The organism is Pseudomonas sp. CROZ-RG-20F-R04-15, from assembly GCF_022662375.1.
In the GTDB taxonomy this organism is placed as follows: domain Bacteria; phylum Pseudomonadota; class Gammaproteobacteria; order Pseudomonadales; family Pseudomonadaceae; genus Aquipseudomonas.
On the sequence record NZ_JAKNQL010000034.1, the window covers coordinates 24,311 to 45,470 of the forward strand.

General features: G+C 59.0%; 20 protein-coding genes and 2 pseudogenes. 14 read left to right on the forward strand and 8 right to left on the reverse strand.

Annotated elements, in window-relative coordinates; all coding sequences use genetic code 11:
- Window positions 1-6: 6 nt before the first annotated feature.
- The 4 genes from L8H52_RS28550 to rfbC are packed head-to-tail and all read right to left on the reverse strand — an operon-like array spanning window position 7 to window position 4,237.
- Window positions 7-462, reverse strand: coding sequence for a YiiD C-terminal domain-containing protein (locus tag L8H52_RS28550; RefSeq protein ID WP_242209868.1), 456 nt, complete (start codon window positions 460-462; stop codon window positions 7-9).
- Entirely contained in the window at window positions 459-1,844 is a 1,386-nt protein-coding gene (locus tag L8H52_RS28555) for a sigma-54 dependent transcriptional regulator (protein WP_242209867.1), read from the reverse strand. The genes L8H52_RS28550 and L8H52_RS28555 overlap by 4 nt, the downstream gene beginning before the upstream one ends.
- Window positions 1,841-3,649, reverse strand: coding sequence for an ATP-binding protein (locus L8H52_RS28560; RefSeq protein ID WP_242209866.1), 1,809 nt, complete (start codon window positions 3,647-3,649; stop codon window positions 1,841-1,843). The genes L8H52_RS28555 and L8H52_RS28560 overlap by 4 nt, the downstream gene beginning before the upstream one ends.
- 42 nt (window positions 3,650-3,691) lie before the next feature.
- Window positions 3,692-4,237 carry a dTDP-4-dehydrorhamnose 3,5-epimerase gene (gene rfbC, locus L8H52_RS28565; protein WP_242209865.1) on the reverse strand — a complete coding sequence of 182 codons (546 nt, stop codon included), beginning with the start codon at window positions 4,235-4,237 and terminating at the stop codon, window positions 3,692-3,694.
- A gap of 166 nt (window positions 4,238-4,403) precedes the next feature.
- Between rfbC and L8H52_RS28570 the strand changes: the two genes are divergently transcribed.
- From L8H52_RS28570 to L8H52_RS28585, 4 genes are all read left to right on the forward strand, one after another.
- A complete protein-coding gene (locus L8H52_RS28570; RefSeq protein WP_242209864.1) occupies window positions 4,404-7,316 on the forward strand; it encodes an aminotransferase in 2,913 nt (970 codons plus the stop codon).
- Window positions 7,317-7,623: 307 nt separating this feature from the next.
- Window positions 7,624-8,502 carry an N-carbamoylputrescine amidase gene (aguB, locus tag L8H52_RS28575; protein WP_242209863.1) on the forward strand — a complete coding sequence of 293 codons (879 nt, stop codon included), beginning with the start codon at window positions 7,624-7,626 and terminating at the stop codon, window positions 8,500-8,502.
- A gap of 5 nt (window positions 8,503-8,507) precedes the next feature.
- The gene (gene aguA, locus L8H52_RS28580) at window positions 8,508-9,614 is read left to right on the forward strand and encodes an agmatine deiminase (protein WP_242209862.1); all 1,107 of its coding nucleotides are present in this window, start codon (window positions 8,508-8,510) and stop codon (window positions 9,612-9,614) included.
- Between the two features lie 245 nt (window positions 9,615-9,859).
- Complete coding sequence (locus L8H52_RS28585; protein WP_016986304.1) at window positions 9,860-10,072, forward strand: hypothetical protein; 213 nt, start codon at window positions 9,860-9,862, stop codon at window positions 10,070-10,072.
- A gap of 84 nt (window positions 10,073-10,156) precedes the next feature.
- On the opposite strand, the pseudogene L8H52_RS30555 reads toward L8H52_RS28585, so the two are convergent.
- Both L8H52_RS30555 and L8H52_RS28590 read right to left on the reverse strand, forming a co-directional pair.
- A pseudogene (locus L8H52_RS30555) lies at window positions 10,157-10,249 on the reverse strand (metal ABC transporter ATP-binding protein); the annotation flags it as partial.
- Window positions 10,250-10,259: 10 nt separating this feature from the next.
- The gene (locus L8H52_RS28590) at window positions 10,260-12,353 is read right to left on the reverse strand and encodes a TonB-dependent siderophore receptor (RefSeq protein ID WP_242209861.1); all 2,094 of its coding nucleotides are present in this window, start codon (window positions 12,351-12,353) and stop codon (window positions 10,260-10,262) included.
- 255 nt (window positions 12,354-12,608) lie between these two features.
- Here L8H52_RS28590 and L8H52_RS28595 point away from each other — a divergent pair, with 255 nt between their 5' ends.
- From L8H52_RS28595 to L8H52_RS28620, 6 genes are all read left to right on the forward strand, one after another.
- Entirely contained in the window at window positions 12,609-13,277 is a 669-nt protein-coding gene (locus tag L8H52_RS28595) for a DsbA family protein (RefSeq protein WP_242209860.1), read from the forward strand.
- Window positions 13,278-13,574: 297 nt separating this feature from the next.
- Entirely contained in the window at window positions 13,575-14,879 is a 1,305-nt protein-coding gene (locus tag L8H52_RS28600) for an OprD family porin (protein WP_242209859.1), read from the forward strand.
- 232 nt (window positions 14,880-15,111) lie between these two features.
- Window positions 15,112-15,858, forward strand: coding sequence for a 2OG-Fe dioxygenase family protein (locus L8H52_RS28605; RefSeq protein WP_034151909.1), 747 nt, complete (start codon window positions 15,112-15,114; stop codon window positions 15,856-15,858).
- A 79-nt stretch (window positions 15,859-15,937) separates the two neighbouring features.
- The gene (locus L8H52_RS28610) at window positions 15,938-16,315 is read left to right on the forward strand and encodes a GNAT family N-acetyltransferase (RefSeq protein ID WP_008080517.1); all 378 of its coding nucleotides are present in this window, start codon (window positions 15,938-15,940) and stop codon (window positions 16,313-16,315) included.
- Window positions 16,312-17,028, forward strand: coding sequence for an AzlC family ABC transporter permease (locus L8H52_RS28615; protein WP_242209858.1), 717 nt, complete (start codon window positions 16,312-16,314; stop codon window positions 17,026-17,028). The genes L8H52_RS28610 and L8H52_RS28615 overlap by 4 nt, the downstream gene beginning before the upstream one ends.
- Window positions 17,007-17,324 (forward strand): AzlD domain-containing protein, encoded by a 318-nt coding sequence (locus L8H52_RS28620; protein ID WP_007909127.1) that lies wholly within the window; start codon window positions 17,007-17,009, stop codon window positions 17,322-17,324. The genes L8H52_RS28615 and L8H52_RS28620 overlap by 22 nt, the downstream gene beginning before the upstream one ends.
- Here the strand turns inward: L8H52_RS28620 and L8H52_RS28625 are convergent.
- Window positions 17,241-18,167, reverse strand: coding sequence for a LysR family transcriptional regulator (locus L8H52_RS28625; RefSeq protein WP_008080520.1), 927 nt, complete (start codon window positions 18,165-18,167; stop codon window positions 17,241-17,243). The two genes, L8H52_RS28620 and L8H52_RS28625, sit on opposite strands and share 84 nt — an antisense overlap.
- A 333-nt stretch (window positions 18,168-18,500) precedes the next feature.
- Between L8H52_RS28625 and L8H52_RS28630 the strand changes: the two genes are divergently transcribed.
- Together L8H52_RS28630 and L8H52_RS28635 are read left to right on the forward strand one after the other, a co-directional pair.
- Window positions 18,501-18,908 (forward strand): MbcA/ParS/Xre antitoxin family protein, encoded by a 408-nt coding sequence (locus L8H52_RS28630; RefSeq protein ID WP_134176230.1) that lies wholly within the window; start codon window positions 18,501-18,503, stop codon window positions 18,906-18,908.
- An 11-nt stretch (window positions 18,909-18,919) separates the two neighbouring features.
- A complete protein-coding gene (locus L8H52_RS28635) occupies window positions 18,920-19,585 on the forward strand; it encodes an RES family NAD+ phosphorylase (protein WP_242209857.1) in 666 nt (221 codons plus the stop codon).
- 42 nt (window positions 19,586-19,627) lie between these two features.
- Here L8H52_RS28635 and L8H52_RS28640 read toward each other — a convergent pair whose 3' ends face one another.
- Window positions 19,628-19,909, reverse strand: coding sequence for a DUF3077 domain-containing protein (locus L8H52_RS28640; RefSeq protein ID WP_242209856.1), 282 nt, complete (start codon window positions 19,907-19,909; stop codon window positions 19,628-19,630).
- 454 nt (window positions 19,910-20,363) lie between these two features.
- On the opposite strand from L8H52_RS28640, the pseudogene L8H52_RS28645 reads away from it, so the two are divergent.
- Both L8H52_RS28645 and L8H52_RS28650 read left to right on the forward strand, forming a co-directional pair.
- Window positions 20,364-20,545 (forward strand): annotated as a pseudogene (locus L8H52_RS28645) (type II toxin-antitoxin system HicA family toxin).
- Window positions 20,546-20,576: 31 nt separating this feature from the next.
- Window positions 20,577-21,002, forward strand: a complete 426-nt coding sequence (locus tag L8H52_RS28650) for a type II toxin-antitoxin system HicB family antitoxin (RefSeq protein ID WP_186620723.1) — start codon at window positions 20,577-20,579, stop codon at window positions 21,000-21,002.
- Window positions 21,003-21,160 lie beyond the last annotated feature (158 nt).

The following is a 21,160-nucleotide window of genomic DNA, read 5'->3' on the forward strand; positions in this document are numbered from 1 at the left end:
TGATCTTCAGCGGTGCAAAACATACTGCCCGGTAAATGTCACGGCATCCTCAACACTACCCGCATTGACGATCCGCGTATCGAGCGTCAACCGCGCCCGCCCATAACGCTGATACATCGCCAGAAACCTCTTCCACACCGCCACATCAGGCGCCGGACAAATCGCCGTGGCATCTCCCGTCACCGGCAGCGGATAACTGATCTGCCCTTCCTGAATCACAATGTGCCCGTCGGCGATGCCTTCTTCTTTAAGACGCAAATGCAACCAGCCCCACCCGGCTAGCACCGCGCCGCAGTAGAGGCTGCCACCGAACATGGTGCTCTTGTGATTGACGTTCGGCTCGAGTGGCAAATGCAGACTCAACTGCTGTTCATGCCAGTCGAGCACTTTGAGGCCCATGTCCCGTGTCAGCGGGATGTCGTGATGCAGGACCGACTCCAGATAGCGAGTGTCTGTGCTCATTCGTTCTCGTCCCCATGGCTGCTGTCGCCGAAGTTGAGACCATGCTTGCGCAACTTGTCATGCAGGGTCTTGCGCGGAATGCCCAAGGCTTCGGCGAGGCTGCGCACTGAACTATGCGAGCGCGCCAGTTCAGCGGCGATCAATGACTTCTCGAAGTTTTCTACTTGCTCGCTGAGCCCGCCATTGATGACCTCGACCATGGTGCTGCCATTGCCTTCGGCGCCAGCGTTATCCAGCGCCAGTTCCAGGCCGAGGGCGAAACGTTCGGCGGCATTCTGCAGTTCGCGCACGTTGCCCGGCCAGGTGTGGCGCAACAGCAAGGCGCGTTGTGCCGGTTGCAGTTCGTGGGGCGGCAGACCGTGGCGGGCGCTGGCTTCATCGGCGTAGTGCTGGAACAGCACCAGCGCATCTTCGCCACGTTCGCGCAGCGGCGGAATGCGCAGTGGCGCGACGTTGAGGCGGTAATACAGGTCGGCGCGGAAGCGGCCCTGATCGGCGGCCTGACGCAGGTCTTCCTTGGTCGCGGCGATCACGCGGATATCCAGCGGAATCAGTTGGTTGCCGCCCAGTCGTTCGACCACGCGTTCCTGCAGCATGCGCAGCAGTTTCACCTGCACGTCCATGCTCATGCTTTCGATTTCATCGAGAAACAGCGTGCCGCCATTGGCAAATTCGAACTTGCCGATCCGGCGTTTTTGCGCGCCGGTGAACGCGCCGGGTTCGTGGCCGAACAGTTCGCTTTCCACCACGGATTCGGCCAGTGCACCGGCGTTGATTGCCACAAACGGGCCGTTACGGCGGCTGGATAAATCGTGCAGTGCGCGGGCGACGACTTCTTTGCCGGCACCGGTCTCGCCGAGGATCAGCACATCAGCCTTGGTCGCGGCCAGCGCGCCGATCTGTTCACGCAAACGCAGCATCGGCGTTGAATGGCCGACTAGCCGTGCACTCAATTCGTTGCGGTCGCTGAGGGCCAGACGCAGGCTGCGGTTGTCCAGTACCAGGCGGCGCAGGGCCAGCGCGCGACGCACACTGTCGAGCAGCGCGTCGCTGGCGAAGGGTTTTTCGAGAAAGTCATAAGCGCCAGCGCGCATGGCCTGCACTGCCAGCGGCACGTCGCCGTGGCCGGTGATCAGCAGCACGGGCAGCTCGGGGTCTTGCGCGTGCAATTCGCTGAGCAATTCCAGGCCATCCATGCCCGGCATGCGAATGTCGCTGACCACCACGCCCGGCCAGTCACGCTCAAGCTGTGCGGCCAGCCCCTTGGCCTCGGACAGCGGCAGAATTTTCAGGCCGGCCAGATCCAGTGTCTGGCCGAGGGCCTGACGCAGGTGCGGATCGTCGTCGATCAATACCACCTGAATGCGATTGTCGATGGTCATGCACTTCGATCCTCGGACGGTTGCAGGCTGACCCCGGGCGCACCGGCGCGCAGCCGCAGGGTAATCAAGGCGCCACCTTGCTTGTGGTTGGCGAACGACAGTTCACCGCCGAAGGCGCGCATCAGCGTTTCACAGATCGCCAGCCCCAGACCCAGGCCCTGCGTGCGGGTCTTGGTGGTGTAAAAGGGCTCGCTGGCGCGGCCGAGGGCTTCCATGCAAAACCCCGGGCCGTTGTCGCGAATGTACAGATTGACGCCCTCGGCGGTGGATTCGGCACTCAGCCACAGTTTGCGCGGCGGGCCTTTCTCGGTGAGCGCATCGAGGGCATTGGCGAGCAGATTGCCGAGCACCTGGCGCAGGCGCGTTTCGCCAGCTTCGACCCACAGGGTGGCGGCCGGTAGATCGCGGATCAGCTCAACGTCCATGCTGCGGCGACGTTTGGCGAGCAAGGCCAGCGCATCGTCCAGCGCCGGCTGCAGGGCTACGCTTTCCGGCGCGTGGCGATCGCGCCGGGCGAAGGCGCGCAGATGAGCAATGATCGAGGCCATGCGTCCGGTCAGTTCGCTGATAAGTTTGAGGTTGCCACGGGCGTCGTCGGTGCGCTGATGATCGAGCAACACCTCGGCGTTTTCCGCGTAGCTACGGATCGCTGCCAGCGGCTGATTGAGTTCGTGGCTGATGCTCGCTGACATGGTCCCCAGCGCCGACAGCTTGCCTGCCTGGACCAGGTCATCCTGGGCGCGCACCAGTTCTTGCTGGGCTTGCTCACGTTCCAGCACTTCTTCCTTCAGGCGCCGATTGAGGCCCTCGAGGTCGCTGGTGCGTTCCGCCACGCGACCTTCCAGTTCACGGCGTGCCTTGGCCTCGAAAGCGATGCGCTCCAGATAATGCCGGCGGCGCTGCATCATCAGGCCGAGCAACAACATCACCACCAGCAACGTGGCGCCACCGATGGCGACCACGGTACGCACCGGACGGTCGATCAGCGTGCGCGGGGCAAGAATGCTGACGCTCCAGCCGGTTTCGGCGATGTCGTGGGTCTGGATCAGCCACGCGCTGGGGCTGAGGTTCAGCGGGCGCGGTTCGCGGGTCGGGTAGGGCTGAATGGCGGTGATCGCTGAGCGTTCGATATCGCTCAAATCACGGGTCGAGCGGAAGCGCCATTCCGGGCGCGAGGTGAGGATGACCACGCCGTTGTGGTCGGTCACCAACAGTTGCTCCGGAGTTTTGCCCCACAGGCTTTCGGTGTGGTCGAGGTCGACCTTGATCACCAGCACGCCGATGATTTTTTCGCCGTTGCGTACGGCGGCGGCGAAGAAATAACCGCGCTTGGCCGACGTCGTGCCGAGACCGAAGAAGCGTCCGAGACGTCCGGCCATGGCTTCGCTGAAATACGGCCGGAACGAGAAATTGCGGCCGACAAAACTGTCGTGTTTGTCCCAGTTCGACGCCGCCAGCGTTTGGCCGCTGGTGTCCATCAGGTACATGACTTCAGCGCCGGTTTGCGCGGCGATGTTCTTCAGCAGGCGATTGGCATTGCCTTGGGTAACGCCGTCGTCCGGGGCACCGAGTACCGCGCGCAGCGCCGGCAGGTCGCCGAGGATCTGCGGCAAGACTTCATAGCGGTGCAGGGTGCCCAGCAGGTTGGCGACGTACAGGTCGAGGGTCTGGCGGTTCTGCCCGGCCAGTTCGCTGCGGTAATAGCGCTCGGCGAGATGCTCCAGCGGCCACAACAGCGGCGCCAGACACAGGGCCAGCAGGGCGAGGCTGCGCCAGCGAGGTCTGCGGGGAAGGGTTGGTTTCATAAGCCGGATGCGCCTGTAGGGACAGGCGCATTATGCCCGGCCTCAAGCGAAGACGTCAGCGTCCTTGAGCAACGCTGCGGCTTGATCCTTGGCGGACAGCTTCGGCGCTTCGTCCAGCTGCCAGTCGATGCCCAGAGCCGGGTCATCCCAACGAATGCTGCGCTCGGACGATGGGTCGTAGTAGTTGGTGGTCTTGTAGAGGAATTCGGCGAACTCGCTCAGTACCACGAAACCATGGGCAAAACCTTCCGGCACCCACAGTTGGCGATGATTGTCGGCAGAAAGACGTACCGCTACGGACTTGCCGAAGTGCGGCGAGCTGCGGCGAATGTCCACGGCCACATCCAATACTTCGCCAACCGTCACACGGACCAGTTTGCCCTGGGTGTTTTGCAACTGGTAATGCAGGCCACGCAACACGCCTTTTTGCGAGCGCGAGTGGTTGTCCTGCACGAATTGCGTGTCCAGACCGGTGGCTTCCTGGAACGACTTGGCATTGAAGCTCTCGTAGAAAAAACCGCGCTCGTCACCAAACACCTTCGGTTCGATGATCAGGACACCGGGCAGGTCGGTGGTGATTACATTCATGAGGATTTCCATCGGCAAGTGTGAATGGCCGACATTCTTGCGCAAAGTGCCGGAGGGTGCGAGTGCTGCAAGACAAATAGCCCGGATACCTTTGCGCGGTTGGGGGTTGCGGATCCCGTCCAGCAATGGCGATATAGGCGCCTAATAAAATTTCAGGGGTCGTTTCATGCCGCTCGCCACGTTGATTCATCGCGCCAGTTTGCCCAGCCCGCAGGTTTCTGCAGAGCTGGCCCAGCAATGGCTGGCGGAGCATTACGGGCTCAGCGGCACATTGCAGGCGCTTGGCAGCCAGCAGGATCTGAATTATCGCGTGGACAGCCCGCGCGGGCGTTTCGTATTGAAAATCTGCCGTGGCGATTACGCCTTGGTGGAGCTGCAAGCCCAACATGCGGGCCTCAAGTATCTGGCCGAGCACGCGGCGGTGACGGTGCCACGTGTGATCGCGGCCAATAGCGGCGCGGATCTGCTGTCACTGGAGGCCGGCGGCGAAGCGGTGCATGTGCGGCTGCTGGATTACATCGAAGGCCAGCCGCTCACGCACCTCGATCACCTGGGGCGTGACGTGGTGGCCGGGTTTGGCCGGCTCTGCGGTGAGATGGACCTGGCGCTGGCCGGGTTCGACCATCCTGGCCTTGAGCGCACTTTGCAGTGGGATGCGCGCCACGCCAGTGCACTGATCAGCCATCTGCTGCCGGTGATCGAAGACCAACAGCAACGCGCATTGATTGCCGACGTCGCCGCGCAAGCCGAGCGCCGTTTGCAGCCGTTGCTGGACAAGCTGCCGGTGCAGGCGATCCATATGGACATCACCGATGACAACGCCGTGTGGGCGCGCGATGCCCAGCGTCACTGGCAATTGCAGGGTGTGATCGACTTCGGCGATCTGGTGCGCACCTGGCGCATCACCGATCTGTCGGTGACCTGTGCGGCGTTGCTGCACCACGCGAGCGGTGATCCGTTTGTCATCTTGCCGGCGGTTCAGGCGTATCACGCGGTCAACCCGCTGCAATACGAAGAGCTGCAAGCGCTGTGGCCGTTGATCGTGGCGCGCGCGGCGGTGCTGGTGCTCAGTGGCGAACAACAGGTCAGCATCGATCCTGCGAATACTTACAGCCGCGACAACCTCAGCCATGAATGGGAAATCTTTCGGGTGGCGACTTCGGTGTCCTTGGCGCTGATGGAAGCAGCGATCCTCGCAGCTGTCGGTCATGCACTGCCGGCGATCGAGAGTGACGGTTTCGCGCCATTGTTGCCGGGTCTGGTGGGGCGCGAATTTGCGCTGATCGATCTGGGCGTTCTGAGTCCGCATTTCGAGGCCGGCAATTGGGAGCAGGAGGGCATTGATCAGCGTTTGCTGACCGAAGCGGCGGCGGTCCATGGGCTAGCGGCGAGTCGTTACGGTCAGTACCGTTTGTCACGCACTCGCCCCGATAGCGCCGCAGAGCCCGACACGTTCCCGCTGCATGTTGAATTGCGCGTGCCCAACGGCACCACTGTGGAAGCACCGTTTGCTGGCGTGCTGCATCAAGCGGCGGACGGCGTGCTGCAACTGGATGGTCCACAGCTGAGAGTTCGTCTGTGGGGCGTGACACCTTCGCTGCACAGCGGCGCGGCGCTGGTCAAAGGTCAGGTGCTGGGCGCGGTCGGCGGCCCATTGCGGGTGCAGTTGTGTCGAGGCGCGCAGCTCAATGCGCCGTTGTTTTGCACCCCGGCGCAAGCAGCGGCTTGGCAGGCGCTGTGCCCATCGCCGGCGGCATTGTTGGGGCTGGCCTGTGATGCCGAACCTGAGCTGGACGCGAAAACCCTGCTCGAACGCCGCGATGCCAGTTTCGCCCGTACGCAAAAACACTACTACGTCGACCCGCCGCGCATCGAACGCGGCTGGCGCAATCACCTGATCGACATGCAGGGCCGCTCCTATCTGGACATGCTCAACAACGTTGCGGTGCTCGGTCACGGTCATCCGCGCATGGCGGCCGTTGCGGCGCGCCAGTGGTCGCTGCTCAACACCAACTCGCGGTTCAACTATGCGGCGGTAGCGGAATTTTCCGAGCGCTTGCTGAAGCTGGCACCGCAGGGCATGGATCGAGTGTTTCTGGTCAACAGCGGCAGCGAGGCCAATGACCTGGCGATTCGTCTGGCGTGGGCCTACAGCGGCGGGCGCGACATGATCAGCGTGCTCGAGGCGTATCACGGCTGGACCGTCGGTGCCGATGCGGTTTCGACCTCGATTGCCGACAACCCGAAAGCCTTGGAAAGCCGCCCGGACTGGGTGCATCCAGTGCCAGCGCCGAACACTTATCGCGGTGAATTCCGTGGCCTCGATTCAGCGCCGGATTACGTGCGCAGCGTTGAGCATCACCTGGCAAGACTCGCCGAACAGAAGCGCCAATTGGCCGGGTTTATCTGCGAGCCGGTGTATGGCAATGCCGGCGGTATCTCGCTGCCGCCGGGATATCTCCAGCAGGCATACGCGCTGGTGCGCGCGCAGGGCGGGGTGTGCATCGCCGATGAAGTGCAGGTCGGCTACGGGCGCATGGGCCATTTCTTCTGGGGCTTTGAAGAGCAGGGCGTGGTGCCGGACATCATCTGTATGGCCAAGGGCATGGGCAACGGTCAACCGCTGGGTGCGGTCATCACTCGACGGGAAATTGCCGAGGCGCTGGAGGCCGAGGGTTACTTCTTCTCGTCGGCGGGCGGTAGTCCGGTCAGTTGCCAGATCGGCATGGCGGTGCTCGATGTGATGGAAGAAGAAAAACTCTGGGAGAACGCGCAGGTGGTCGGTGGCCATTTCAAGGTGCGGCTCGAAGCGTTGATCGATAAACATCCGCTGGTGGGTGCGGTGCACGGTTCCGGGTTCTATCTGGGGCTTGAGCTGATTCGTAATCGCGAGACGCTGGAGGCGGCGACCGAGGAGACGGCGTTACTGTGCGATCGCTTGCGTGAACTGGGGATTTTCATGCAGCCGACCGGCGATGATCTGAATATTCTGAAGATCAAACCGCCGATGGTGACGTCGCGTCAGAGTGTGGATTTCTTTGTCGATATGCTCGATCAGGTCCTCAGCGAGGGTCTGTAAAACGAAGCCAATCCCCTGTGGGAGCGAGCTTGCTCGCGAAAGCGGTGTGTCAGTCACCCTATGCAGTTACTGATGCACCGCATTCGCGAGCAAGCTCGCTCCCACATTTTGTCTTGGGCTGTTAGTTCGATTTGTATCGGCTTTTATTGAATTTATTTAGACGAAAGGCATTTAATCAGCTTCTAAAGCCGATATTTATCGGCTATAAAGTCGCCATTGCTCCGGCATGGTGATCTCATGTCCGGTGCGCGCGTTTTTCTTTTCGGTCGAATTCTCGGCCGTCAAAGCACTTGCCCGGAGATGATTCATGAGCCGTATCGTTACCGTTGCCGCCACTCAGATGGCCTGTTCCTGGAATCTTGAAGCCAACCTCGAAATCGCTGAACGACTGGTGCGCGAAGCCGCCGCCAAAGGCGCGCAGATCATCCTGATCCAGGAGCTGTTCGAGGCGCCGTACTTCTGCCAGAAGCCGAACCCGGACTACCTGCAACTGGCGACGACGGTGGAAGAAAACGTCGCGATCAAACATTTCCAGAAAATCGCCAAAGAGCTGCAAGTGGTGCTGCCGATCAGCTTCTACGAGCTGGCCGGCCGTGCGCGCTTCAACAGCATTGCGATCATCGACGCCGACGGCAGCAACCTCGGGATTTATCGTAAAAGCCACATCCCGGACGGCCCGGGCTACCACGAGAAGTACTACTTCAACCCGGGCGACACCGGTTTCAAAGTGTGGAACACCCGTTACGCAAAAATCGGCGTGGGCATCTGCTGGGACCAGTGGTTTCCGGAAGCCGCACGCAGCATGGCGTTGCAAGGTGCGGAAATTCTGTTCTACCCAACCGCGATCGGCAGTGAGCCGCACGACAAGACCATTTCATCGCGCGACCACTGGCAACGCGTGCAACAGGGTCATGCCGGCGCAAACTTGATGCCGCTGATCGCCAGCAACCGCATCGGCAACGAAGAACAGGACGGCTACGACATCACGTTCTACGGCTCTTCGTTCATCGCCAACCAGTTCGGCGAAAAAGTGCAGGAGCTGAATAAAACCGAAGAAGGTATTCTTGTGCACACTTTCAACCTCGACGAGCTCGAACGCATTCGCAGCGCGTGGGGTTCATTCCGTGACCGCCGTCCGAACCTGTACGGCGCGTTGAAAACCCTCGACGGTTCCCTGGAGTCCTGATCCCGATGACCACCTTGAAAAGTACCCCGCGCGCCGACGGCTTTCACATGCCGGCCGAGTGGGCGCCACAGACGCAGACCTGGATGATCTGGCCAGAGCGCCCGGACAACTGGCGTCTTGGCGGCAAACCGGCGCAAGCCGCCCACGCAGCGGTGGCCAAGGCCATCGCGCGTTTTGAACCGGTGACCGTCGCCGTCTCCGCTGGCCAATACGAAAACGCCCGCGCACGCCTCGATGTGCCGAATATCCGCGTGGTCGAGATGTCCAGCGATGACGCCTGGGTACGCGACAGTGGCCCGACCTTCGTCATCAACAACAACGGCGAAGTGCGCGGTGTGAACTGGGACTTCAACGCCTGGGGCGGTTTCGATGGCGGTCTGTACTCGCCGTGGAATCGTGATTCGCAGGTCGGCGGCAAGATCCTCGAGATCGAGCGCAGCCCGCGTTATCGCACCGAAGGTTTTGTGCTCGAGGGCGGTTCGATTCACGTCGACGGCGAAGGCACGCTGATCACCACCGAAGAGTGTCTGCTCAACCGCAATCGCAACCCGCACCTGAGCCGCGAAGAAATCGAAGCGGTGCTCAGCGCCAATCTGGCTGTGGATAAAATCATCTGGCTGCCGGACGGTTTGTTCAACGACGAAACCGACGGTCATGTCGACAACTTCTGCTGCTACGTGCGTCCGGGTGAAGTGCTGCTGGCGTGGACCGACGATCCACAGGATCCGAACTACCCGCGCTGCCAGGCTGCGATGAAAGTCCTGCAAAGCAGCACCGACGCCAAGGGGCGCCCATTCACGGTGCACAAAATGCCGATTCCGGGGCCGCTGTACGCGACCGAAGAAGAGTGCGCCGGTGTCGATCCGGTGGATGGTACGCAGGAACGCAATCCGTCCGTGCGTCTGGCCGGTTCCTACGTGAACTTCCTGATCGTCAACGGCGGCATCATCGCGCCGAGCTTCGACGATCCGATGGACGCCCCGGCAAAAGATATTCTGCAGAAGCTGTTCCCGCAGCACGAAGTGGTGCTGGTGCCGGGCCGCGAACTGTTACTGGGCGGCGGCAATATTCACTGCCTTACCCAACAGCAACCCGCGCCGCACAAAGAGTGAGTTGAGTTGTAACAGCTTGAGTTGATTAACAAATCAGCCGGGCAGTGATTAGCTCGCTATGCATCAACTGAGGCCCGCATTCCGACAGGACTGCGGGCTTCTTTGTATCCGCTTGTCGACAAATGAGAAACCTTGGCATAGGTCTTGTATCCGACAAAGGGCACTAGGGAGGGGGAAGAACTTCAACAGTTCTGTCATAAACCTTGGATAACGTAGCCGCTCACGAACGGGGAGAGAGCGCTGAAATGAACGCCGAAGTGAACGTAGTCAGCGAGCGGACGTTGCATCCCATGGCCGTTAACGGCGAATCGCTCCAGATTGTCGCGCACTGGTTGAAGTCCAATGGAACGCGTCAGATCAGGCAACCTGATCCGCGCCGGATGATGATCGAGCGTTACCCCGCTGACCTGTTCAGCGAGGCCGAACTGGATGCGTTGTGGGCTGTGATGGAAGGGTAAGAACAACAACAGGGATTGGTAAAAGCGCTGCCGGGATGGCGGCGCTTTTTTATGCACGACTATTTTGTACACACCCATTCAATGTGGGAGCGAGCCTGCTCGCGAATGCGATGGATCCGTTAACAACGATGTCGACTGACCCGACGCTTTCGCGAGCAGGCTCGCTCCCACAGGGATTTATGTGAAATCAGAAACTGTAGGTGCCGGTCATCACGACGCTGCGCGGCGCGCCTGGCTGGATTTGATACTGGCTGGTCGCCGACGCGTAGTACTCGCGATCGGTGATGTTGTTCAGCGCTCCGCGCAAATCCCAATCCTTGAAGCGGTAACCGACCAGCGCATCCCAGCGGCCATAACCCGGCAACACGGTGGTGTTGGCGTTATCGGCATAACGTTGGCCGACCAGGGTCAGGCCGGTTTCGCCGTACCAGCCCATCTCCGGTTTCCAGGTCAGGAACAGGCTGCCGTTGTGCTTGGCGACGTTGTTGATGCGTTTGCCTTCGAGGCCGTTGTTGTCCTTCTCGATCTTCGCGTCCTGCATACCGATGCCACCGCGCATGTACCAGTTGCCGACAATGTTGCCGGTGGCCGTCAACTCGATCCCGCGCGAGCGCTGTAGACCGGACATCACAGTCAGGGTCGGGTCATTAGGATCGGTGGTGCGGCGGTTGTAGAGTTCCAGGTCGTAGATCGCCAGCGTGGTGCTCAGTCGGTCATCGAACCAGTCGCTTTTCACGCCGATTTCTTTCTGCTTGGTCAGTTCGGGGCTGAGGTCGTTGGTGTTGCCGGCCGCGCCTGGGGTGATGCCGATCAAGCCGCCGCCCACTGGCGAAAACGTTTTCGACCACGAGGCGTAGAACGAGTGATTCTGCAGCGGCGTCCAGACCAGACCCACACGCGGGCTGGTGCTGTGGCTGTCACGGTCTTCGGAGATGTTGCGCAGCTTGTTGGTCGACTCGATATCGAAGGTGTCGTAACGCAGACCGGCGAGCACTTGCCATTGGTCGTTCAGACGCAACTGATCCTGCACGTAGACTGCGCGGCTTTCGACTTCGGTGTGGCTACTGCTGGAAACCTGCATGCTGCCGGTGTGGCGCAGATCGCGATTCGGATTGAAGAGATCGAGCGACGGCACCGGTTGTGCGCCTGGCGTTCTGCCGGTGGCGGCGTTGTACAGCGTAGGATCGCGACGCTGGCTACCGATCTCGATTCCGGTCAACAGGCGATGCTCAAGGCCGAAGGTGTCGAATCCACCTTCCAGTTCAACGTTGTTATAGACGTTGCGGGTGGTCAGATCCTGCTGCCAGTGCTGGCGCGTGACCTTGTTGGTCGCCGGCGTGTAACCGGTGAGGTAGGTGTTGTCGAAATCACTGTCGAGCTTGAACACGCCGAGGGTCTGGCGCAGTTGCCAGTTGTCATTGATTTCGTAAGTGAGTTTCGAGCGTAGCGACTGCGACTTGTCGTCGATGAAGTCGTGATCGTTGCCGTAGGTCGTGTCACGACCGACATCCGCCGGGCGCCCGTTGACGCCGGGGATGCCGCGATCCGGGGTGCGGTTGTAGCGGCTGTATTCGTATTGCACCAGCCAGTTCAGATCCGGCGTCAGTTGCCAGCTCATCGATGGCGCGAACAGTTGGCGGTTACCGCTGACGCCATCGCGGAAACTGTTTTCATCCATGTTGCCCATGTTCAGGCGCAGACTGATGTTTTCGCTCGGGTCGGTACTGAGGTCAGCGTAAAGGCTGCGCAGATCTTCGCTGCCACCCTGGGCTTCGATGGTCGAGCGACGGCCGAACTCGGGCATTTTGCTCACGCGGTTGACGATCCCGCCCTGACTGCCGCGACCATACAACACGGCGGCCGGGCCTTTAAGGACTTCGACGCGCTCGATGTTGTGCAGGTCGCGCTTGTACTGGCTGTCGTCGCGGATGCCGTCCAGATAGAAGTCGTTGCTGGCATCGAAGCCGCGGATGCGCAGGCTGTCGAAACGGGTGTCGGCGCTGCTGCTGACGTTGGGCATGCCGCTCAAGGCGTCGGCGATGTCATTAGTGCCGTAGTTGGCGACGTTCGAGGTCTTGATCGAATCGATCGCCTGCGGCACATAGCGCACCGGCGTAGAGGTGCGAGTCGCGGTGTTGCTGAGCTTTACCCGAGGGTCATCGGCTTGCGCTTCGGCGCTGATCGCGGTGGCGGGTAATTCGGTCGCAGAGTAGGCAAAACCGCTGGACAGAAAAGCAGAAAGCCCAAGGGTGACGGGAGTAAGACGGAACGGGGCAGGCATTGAACAGCGCTTCCGAAAGGGTGGAGGAATTCGAACGCGCGAATGGTAATGCTTTGCATTTACTTCCGTTAATTATTCCTTATAAGTTCCCTTTTCTGATTGTTTCAATTTGTGTCGGCTCCGACACAATCTCACTGCTCAGACAATTCGACCGATTCTTGAAACAGACTGAAAGCCATTCCGGCGTTTTTCCGCAAACGTTCGAGGTCTAATCTGCGGCCATCGATTTTCCTGACTTTGTGCCGGAGTTTTCCTTTGATCCTTCATTACATTTACGACCCGTTATGCGGCTGGTGCTACGGCGCCAAGCCGCTGGTTGAGGCGGCGCAACAGGTGCTGCCAGTGATCGCCCATGCCGGGGGAATGATGAGTGGCGCCAATCGCCAGCGTGTTTCCCCGCAGCTGCGCGATTACGTCATGCCCCATGATCGACGTATCGCCGAATACACCGGCCAGCCTTTTGGCGAGGCGTATTTTGAAGGTTTGCTGCGCGATGAATCGGCCGTGTTCGATTCGACGCCACCGATTGCTGCGGTCATGGCGGCCGAAGCCATCAACCGAGGCGGTCTACGTATGTTGGGGCGGTTGCAGACCGCGCACTATATGGAAGGGCGACGCATTGCCGATTCAGCCGTGCTGTTGGAATTGGCGATGCAGATGGGCTATGCGCAGGAAGATTTCCACATTGCGCTGGAGTCCGTTGACAGCGACGGGCATATAAAAGCCAGTCGCCGGTTTCTGGCGCAATTGGGCGGTCAGGGTTTTCCGACCATGGCTCTGGAGCAGGACGGCACATTCCAGTTGGTCGACATCAGTCCCTGGCTGGGCAAGCCGCAGGCTTTTGCCGATTGGTTGAGACAAGCCATCGTCCTCGATGAGCCAAGTAAAGCCGCTGCACTTTGTGCTATCGACGGCTGTGCGTGATACGCACTGGATTCACTGGCTGCAAGCATTTCCCAGCAACGAGTCAGCGCAAAATTTACGTTTCTTAGACGATTTTTACCTATTTAAAGACGATTCTTGAAATTGACACATTGTTGAGGGCGCGGCTACGATTCGGCCCAACGCCTGTGGCCAACCGCCATGACTCAAAACGAGGAGCAGGCCCGCCATCACATTATCGTGGGCGGGCCTTTTTGTTTCGGGGTGAATAAAAGAGTGCAAAAGCGCCGTTTCCGCCGTTCGACACAGCGCGTTTCAACCCGTAATAAGGAAAACAAAATGTTGAACAAGCGAATCAGTCTGATCGCACTGGGGATGTTGAGCGCCACTCAGGCCATGGCTAACGACCAGGCCGAGTCCAAGGGTTTTGTTGAAGACAGCAGCCTCAAAGTGCTGCTGCGCAATGCCTACATCAATCGTGATTACAAAGACGGCAACAAAGATAAATCCGAGTGGGGTCAAGCGGCCATCGGTACGTTCTCGTCCGGTTTCACCCAAGGCACCGTCGGTGTCGGCGTTGATGCGTTCGGTCTATACGCACTGAACCTGGAGCGCAGCGAAGATCGCAGCGGTGCCGGCGGCATCGACTTCTTCAAGCGTGGCGACAGTAATAAGCCAGCCAACGACCTGTCCAAGGGTGGCGCGGCGGTCAAATTCCGTCTGTCGAACACCACGCTGACCTACGGCGACCAGATGCCGGCCCTGCCGGTACTGAACTACGACAACTCACGCCTGCTGCCGGAAAGCTACACCGGTACCTTGATCACTTCCAAAGAGATCAAAGGCCTGGAGCTGAACGCCGGTCGTTTCACCGCTGAATCGCGCAAGAGTGCTGAAGGCCGTGACAGTGGTGGTCTGAAGTCGATCAACGTGTTGGGCGGCAGCTACCAGTTCACTGAAAACTTCAAAGGCGCGTTGTACGCATCCGACGTTGAAGACGTGCTGAAGAAGCAATACGTGAACGCCAACTATGTGTTCCCGATCGACAAGGATCAGTCCCTGACCCTGGACTTCAACGGCTACCGCACCAAGCTGGACAGCTCGTACGTGCGCGAAAACACCGTTCCGGGCGAAAGCATCGTGACCGGTCGCGACAACAAGATCTGGAGCCTGGCTGCAACATTCGCGACCGGCCCGCACTCGTTCACCGTGGCGCATCAGCGTTCCACCGGCGACAGCAACCTGGGCTACGCCTACGGCGGCTATCAGAAAGAACAGGGTCGTGTCGGCGACGGTGGCAACACCATCTACCTGGCCAACTCCTACTGGTCGGACTTCAACGCTGAAGACGAACGCAGCTGGCAGTTGGGCTACGGTCTGGACTTCGGCGCCTTCGGTGTACCGGGTCTGAGCTACAACTTCGCTTACGTGCGTGGCGACAACATCACCACCTCGACCAGCGAAGGCGGCACCGAGCGCGAGATCTTCAACCAGTTCAAATACGTCGTGCAGTCTGGCCCGGCCAAAGACCTGAGCGTGAAACTGCGTAGCTCGATCCTGCGTGTTTCGCAGAAATCCAGCGAGTACAACGTCAGCGGTAACGAACTGCGCGTATTCGTGGATTACCCGATCAACATCTTCTGATGCCTTATCCAGTGTAAGAAACATGAGAAAAACCCCGACTGGTTCGGGGTTTTTTTTCGACGGTTTTTCGACGAAAACCGGAAAAAACCCGTGTTTTTGTCATGTAAAAGTTGTTTTTGAGGCGCTGCAAACGCCGTTTCAAACAGGGCTTTAAATGCCTGAAATTCTTTCTCATGGACGCAAATTCTCCACCTAATAGATTAGGCCGCTCAATGCAGCGGAGAATTTGGTAATGATCGTTTTGAACAGAGAAGTGGGCGAATCGCTACGGCGCGACAAATATGTCAACGTCCAGGGTGGTGACTTCAATCTCTACGGTCATTTCGCCGACTTCGTCAGACTGACCAAAAGTTGGGAAAACATGGAGCCTGACAGTTACTACGGTCAGGCCGAAGCCGGCATGCGTTACCGTCGTTACAGCGACTTCGAGTACAACCCGAAGACGCGCGAGCTGAAGCAACTCGAGCATCGCGCCTACGTGCAGTCGAAAGAGAACAACGCCTATGTTGGCGGCCTGGTACGACACTTTCAGGACTTCTCCGATGAAGTAATTACTTCACCGGTGATGCGCAGCCTGATCGACACCGATTTCGAAGTGTACAAAAGCGTACTGCCGGAAGAGCTGCACGATGAAATCTGGCAGTGCCAGATCCATCAGATCCGCATCGAAATCAAACCCGGCAAGCAACTGGAAATCACCCCCGAAGGCATTCACTGCGACGGCTATCCGTTCAGCGGTGTGCACTTCTGGGGTCGCAATAATGTCGAGGGCGCGGAGAGTCGTTTGTACGACATCCACGAGCATCAACTGGCGTCGACCACCTACCAGGAAATTCTCGACACCACCTACTTCCTTGATCGCGACATGCGCCATTACGTGACTCCGGCGCGCAACACGCACACCCATGCAATGGCATACCGGCAGATTCTGGCGATCTCCTTCTCGCGGCCCGGGACCGCTTTCGACATTGTTCGCTAATCAGATCACCCCAATCGACGGCGTCGAGTGCTCGACGCCGGTGGTGCTGCGACGCGCCACGGCCAAGGATGCGCAGCGCATGGAGCGCTTCTTCCGCCAGTTCGACGAAGTGTCCTTCTGCGAGTGGCAGGACGCCAAGTGCCTGCGCGGCGTGCTGATCCAGAAAACCACCACGGCCTATCTGGCCTTCGACGTCGCTGGCGAAATTGTCGGCGCGGTGCTGGGTGGCATGCTCGGCAGTCGCGGCACCATCAATCATCTGGCCGTCAGCCCGCGCTATCGCAGCCAAGGCGTCGGCCAACGCCTGGTTGAAGCGGCGTCCTCCGACATGAAGCGCGTCGGTGTGTTGCGGATGTTTCTGTTCGTCGACGATGCTAACCTCGCGGGCAAGCGTTTTTGGACTGCCCAGGGTTTTTGCGAGCCTCATGGCGAACGGACATTTGAGAGGGATCTATGAATGAAACGTCCGGCAATGCGCCGCTGATGGCTGCCCATCAGCCATCGCGCACGTTTGCCGAAGCCAGCCCGGTCGTCGCCGGTTATTTCACGGTGTCATTCGTATTCGGGCTGATGGCCGTCAACGCGGGGTTGCCGATGTGGCTGCCAGTGGCGATGTGTCTGTTCGTGTATGCCGGTGCTTCCCAATTCGCCGCGCTGGCGCTGATTTCCAGCGGTGCCTCGCTGACCACCATCGTGTTGACCACTTTCCTGATCAACGCGCGGCACATGTTGATGTCCGTGTACATGGCCAAAGCCCTGCGCGCACTCGGTTTGAGCCGCATGGAGCGCTGGTGCTACGCCGGTGGTTTAACCGACGAATCCTTCGCCTTCCACAGCGTTAAACTCGGCACCGGCGCGCCGGTCAACGTTCGCTACCTGATCGGCTTCAACCTGTTCTGCCACACCTCATGGGTGCTCGGCGGTTTGCTCGGCGCAGTTTGCGCGCAGTACGCGGCGCACCTGATCAAGTATCAGCTCGACTACGCCCTGACGGCGATGATGCTCTACGTGCTGGTGTCACTGTGCAACACGCGCAACAAACTCATCGCCGCCGCCGCTGCGGTGCTGTGCATGGGCGCGCTGAGTCTGGTCGGCAGCTCGCCGTTTAATGTGTTTATCGCCACGTTTGTGGGCTGCGGAGTGGGTGTATGCCTGACCAAACGTTCCTGATTCTGGTGGTCGCGCTGATGATGGCGGTGACCTTTCTGCCGCGCGCCCTGCCGCTGCAAGTGAATACCGAGCACTGGCCGCCGTTTATCGCGCGGGCGCTGGAATACTTGCCGGTGGCGATCGTCGCTGCGATCAGCCTGACTCCCTTGTTGATCAAGGATCAGCACATACAGCTCGATCGCCCGGAATTCTATGCCGCCATTCCGACGTTGTTATGTGCGTATTTCAGCAAAAACCTCTTTCTCAGTGTGGCGGTTGGGACGGCTGCGTACATTGCGCTCGGCTCGTTCATGTAACGGCAGATCAACGACGTCGCTCAGCGCCTGGCTCGACAACTCCGGATTGTTCACCGCCAGGCGCACTTCAAGGAAATCCTCGAAACCGGGGAAAATCGTCAGGCCGTTCTTCTGCGCGGCTTCACGCGAAACCATGCCGACCGCGTCCATCTGCGTGATCAACGACAGCGTCAACGTTTCACTGCACGAATAGACCATGCGCTGACCGTTCTCGTGATTGCCCAGCCCGGCGTCGAGAAAACGCAAAAAGCTGTGGGAATACGGACAATCTTCCGCAGGACGCACCTGAAATTTGTTACCCAGCAAGGTCAGCGGATCATTCTCCTGACCACAATGCGCGCCGACCACTTGCACCTGCACATCTGGCAAGACAATGCTCGGCAGACCCGGCCGCTGCGGGCCGATCAGCACCGCCAGGTCGAAGTCTTCATTCTTCAGCTTGCTGAGGTTTTCCATCGACTCGGCGTAGCTGAATTCCATCTGATAATCGGGAAACACCTCGATCAGGCGCCCGATCATTCGCCGGTTGAAATCCGGCGACAAGGTGTTGTTCAACGCAACCTTCAACGTGCGCTGGCCCGGCACCTTCAGCGCCTCGACTTTCTCCTCCATCTGTCGCGTGGCAATCAGCACTTTGTCCATATAAGGCGTCAGCTCAGTGCCTTGCGGCGTCAGCGTCAGCCCCTTGTTGGAGCGTCGAAACAAGCGGAAACCGAACTGCTCTTCGACCTTGTTCAACTGCGCGGCCAACGCCTGCACAGTCAGGCACGAATGCTCGGCTGCGGCCGACAACGAGCCGGTCTGCACGATGCGCATGAGGTTGCGTAAGGTTCTGCTATCCATGGGTAATGCCCTCTGAAGTGGGCTGGGTATTGTTGTTTACGAGACTGCCGGTCAGGCGCCATATGCTGGCTATATTCCTGTACCTGAGCATAGTTGTCGCGGGTTTAGTAGCGAATTGATGTCCTCGCCGATGGCTGGAGGCTGACACAGGATCGGGGTTTTTGGTGACGTGGGGGTGATGGGGGTCAAAAAAAGTGCGTGGTTTTGGTGCGTGGGATGGGTTTTTGTCGACGGTTTCTGGCGAAGCTCTAATTCGTTTATGTATTAAAGATTAATTTTTATCCGTATCTGTACTAGGCTCATATTCAGGTACCTAATCAAGGAGGCGGCTAAATGCCCACCTCATCCCCAGCCCTCACCTCACGCGAACAACTCGACGCCCCCGAAGCCGGTCGCGTCGCGCTGAAGTTCTTCTTTAACCTCATGGAGCGTTGGGGCTGCAGCGCTGAGCAGCAACGCACATTGCTGGGCGGTGTCGGTAACACCACGTTCTATAAATACAAACACCTGCCGAACATACGTCTGCCTAACGATACCCTTGAGCGCATCTCTTATCTGATGGGCATTCACAAGGCGTTGAGCATCATCTTCAGCAACAGCCGTGAGCGCGCGTACACATGGGTCAGTAGTCCGAACACGGCGGCGCCGTTCAATGGGCAAACGGCGCTGGATTATATGCTCGCCGGACGCGTGGTCGATATCGCCGATGTGCGTCGTTACCTCGATGGGGTGCGCGGTTGAAGGCGCCAGAGATGGCTGATGTGGCGTGGCCGAGAGCCTATCGGATCGTCAACAGCAGCTTCCCGCCGATTGCGCTGTTCGAAGACGTGCTCGATCCCGAAGACCTGGAAGTTGCCTACGCAATTGAAGCGCTGACCAATGATCGTCTGATCGAGCAGGCCGGGGTTCTCGCCCGCGTGAGACCCGAAGATCGACTCTCTGGCCCCGGATCGACTCCGGTGATGGCTGCGTTCACCCACATCGGCAAACGCAGTCGTTTCTGCGATGGCACCTTCGGCGTTTACTACGCTGCGAGCAGTCAGGCAGCAGCCATCGCCGAGACCTGTTATCACCAGGAGCGATTTCTTGCGGCGACTCAGGAAGCGGATCTTGAATTGACCATGCGCACTTACGTTAATCGGGTGGTTAAACTGTTACACGACATTCGTCACGATCACCCCGAGCTGCACAATCCGGATCCGGAGGCTTATGGGCCGTCTCAGCTATTCGCCCGTCAACTGCGCGAAACCGAGTCGTGGGGACTGCTCTACAACAGCGTTCGCCTACCGGGCCATGAATGCGTCGCGGCGTTTCGACCTCCAGCAGTATCGATTCCGAAGCAGGGCAAGCATTTGCGGTATGTGTGGAGTGCGAGTCAGCAGAAGATTTCGTTTGTGCTTGAGATCAGTCAGGTCTGAAACGCAAAAGCCCTCGCATCGGCGAGGGCCTGACACCGGCGTTTACATCAACGGCTTGTCCGGCGGCGCATCCATCACTTTCACGACATCATCGATCAGTGCCTTGCTTAACTCCTGCAGATACTGCGAGGCATAAGCGTGAAGATCAGGATCGCGCGAGACTGAAGTGTCCGCAGTGAGCAGTCGTGAAATGTGAAGCAAGTGGGAGGCGTGGGAAAGGGCGGCGATTACCGGCACACCACGATTGGTGCGGAACATCGCTTGATTGGAGTGGAAGGAAAAGTGGGTGAGGCCGAGGGTTTTCAGATCTTGATAGGTAGTCATTTCGCTTCACCTGCCGTTCGAGATGGACGGACGTGAAGTGACCGGTGTGCTGACGGATCAATGGCATTCATTTGTGAACTCCCTGTATCAAATGAGAGCTGCCAATTCGTTATCAGACGAATGGGTGGCAGCTATGCGCGGGCTGATAAACCGGAGATACAGGAACCCGGCAGACCCGAAGGTCTCCCACGCACAGCCGCCATTGCACGGTAATGCAGGCACAAAAAATGCGCCGGCAAACGTGAGTTGGGGCGCTGGTGCGCCTGTATCTTACCCGGGTTATCAGGCCCGGTCGCTGAATTGGCAGCGACGGGTTTGACGTTAGCTTGGGGAGGACGGATGCGCAATCGTGGCCAGGTGGTGGCTGTGGGTGTTTTTTTGTGGTGCAACACTTATGTTGCATGCGTAGCAAATATGTTGCACATTCGCGTTACCGAAACGGCGAGTGATGCACATGAAGTACAGCGAGTTTCGGCGATGGTTGAAAGCCCAAGGCGTTGAGTTCCAAACGGCAAGGGTAGCCACTTCAAGGTTTCCTTGAACGGCAAATCAACTGTGTTTCCCGACCATGGAGCCAAGGAAATGGGTGAAGGGTTGAGAAAATCGATAATCAAACAGCTGGGCCTCAAGGATTGAGGCCCAGCTGTACCCCATGAGAGGAATCGTGATGTTCGAATATGCGTTGGAAGTTCACGAAGAGCCGGACAGTGTCTGGTTGTCCTGCGCAGAAATTCCAGAGATGCACGCCGTTGGCGACACCCTCGAACAGGCGCTCGACAGTGCTATCGATGCCATCGAGACCGCCCTGTCGATCTACGTCGATGATCGTCGATTGATTCCGACGGGGCAGGCGGGAGAACAGAAAAGTGACGTCGTGTTGCGTCTGCCTGCGCTGACCGCAGCGAAGGTTGCGCTTTGGAATACGCTCTTGGAGTCCGGTGTGAGCAAAGCCGAACTGGCGCGTCGTCTCGGCGTGCAACGGCCGCAGGTAGATCGGTTAGTCGATTTCCTGCATCACTCCAAGATCGAGAATGTCGAGCGTGCGCTGCAGCAACTTGGGCGAAGGATTTCGCTTTCGGTTGAAGCCGCGTAGGTTCCGCATTTAACCTTGGGAAACGCCACCATAGCGATCAACCTAAGAGAGTCTATTCTGAAAAACGTGTGCGGCTCGGTGTTTTAAGCAGGCATATTGAGGCTCAATTTGGTTGCTGATCATCTTGTATCTGGGCAAAGCCCAGCAACTTGTCTGTA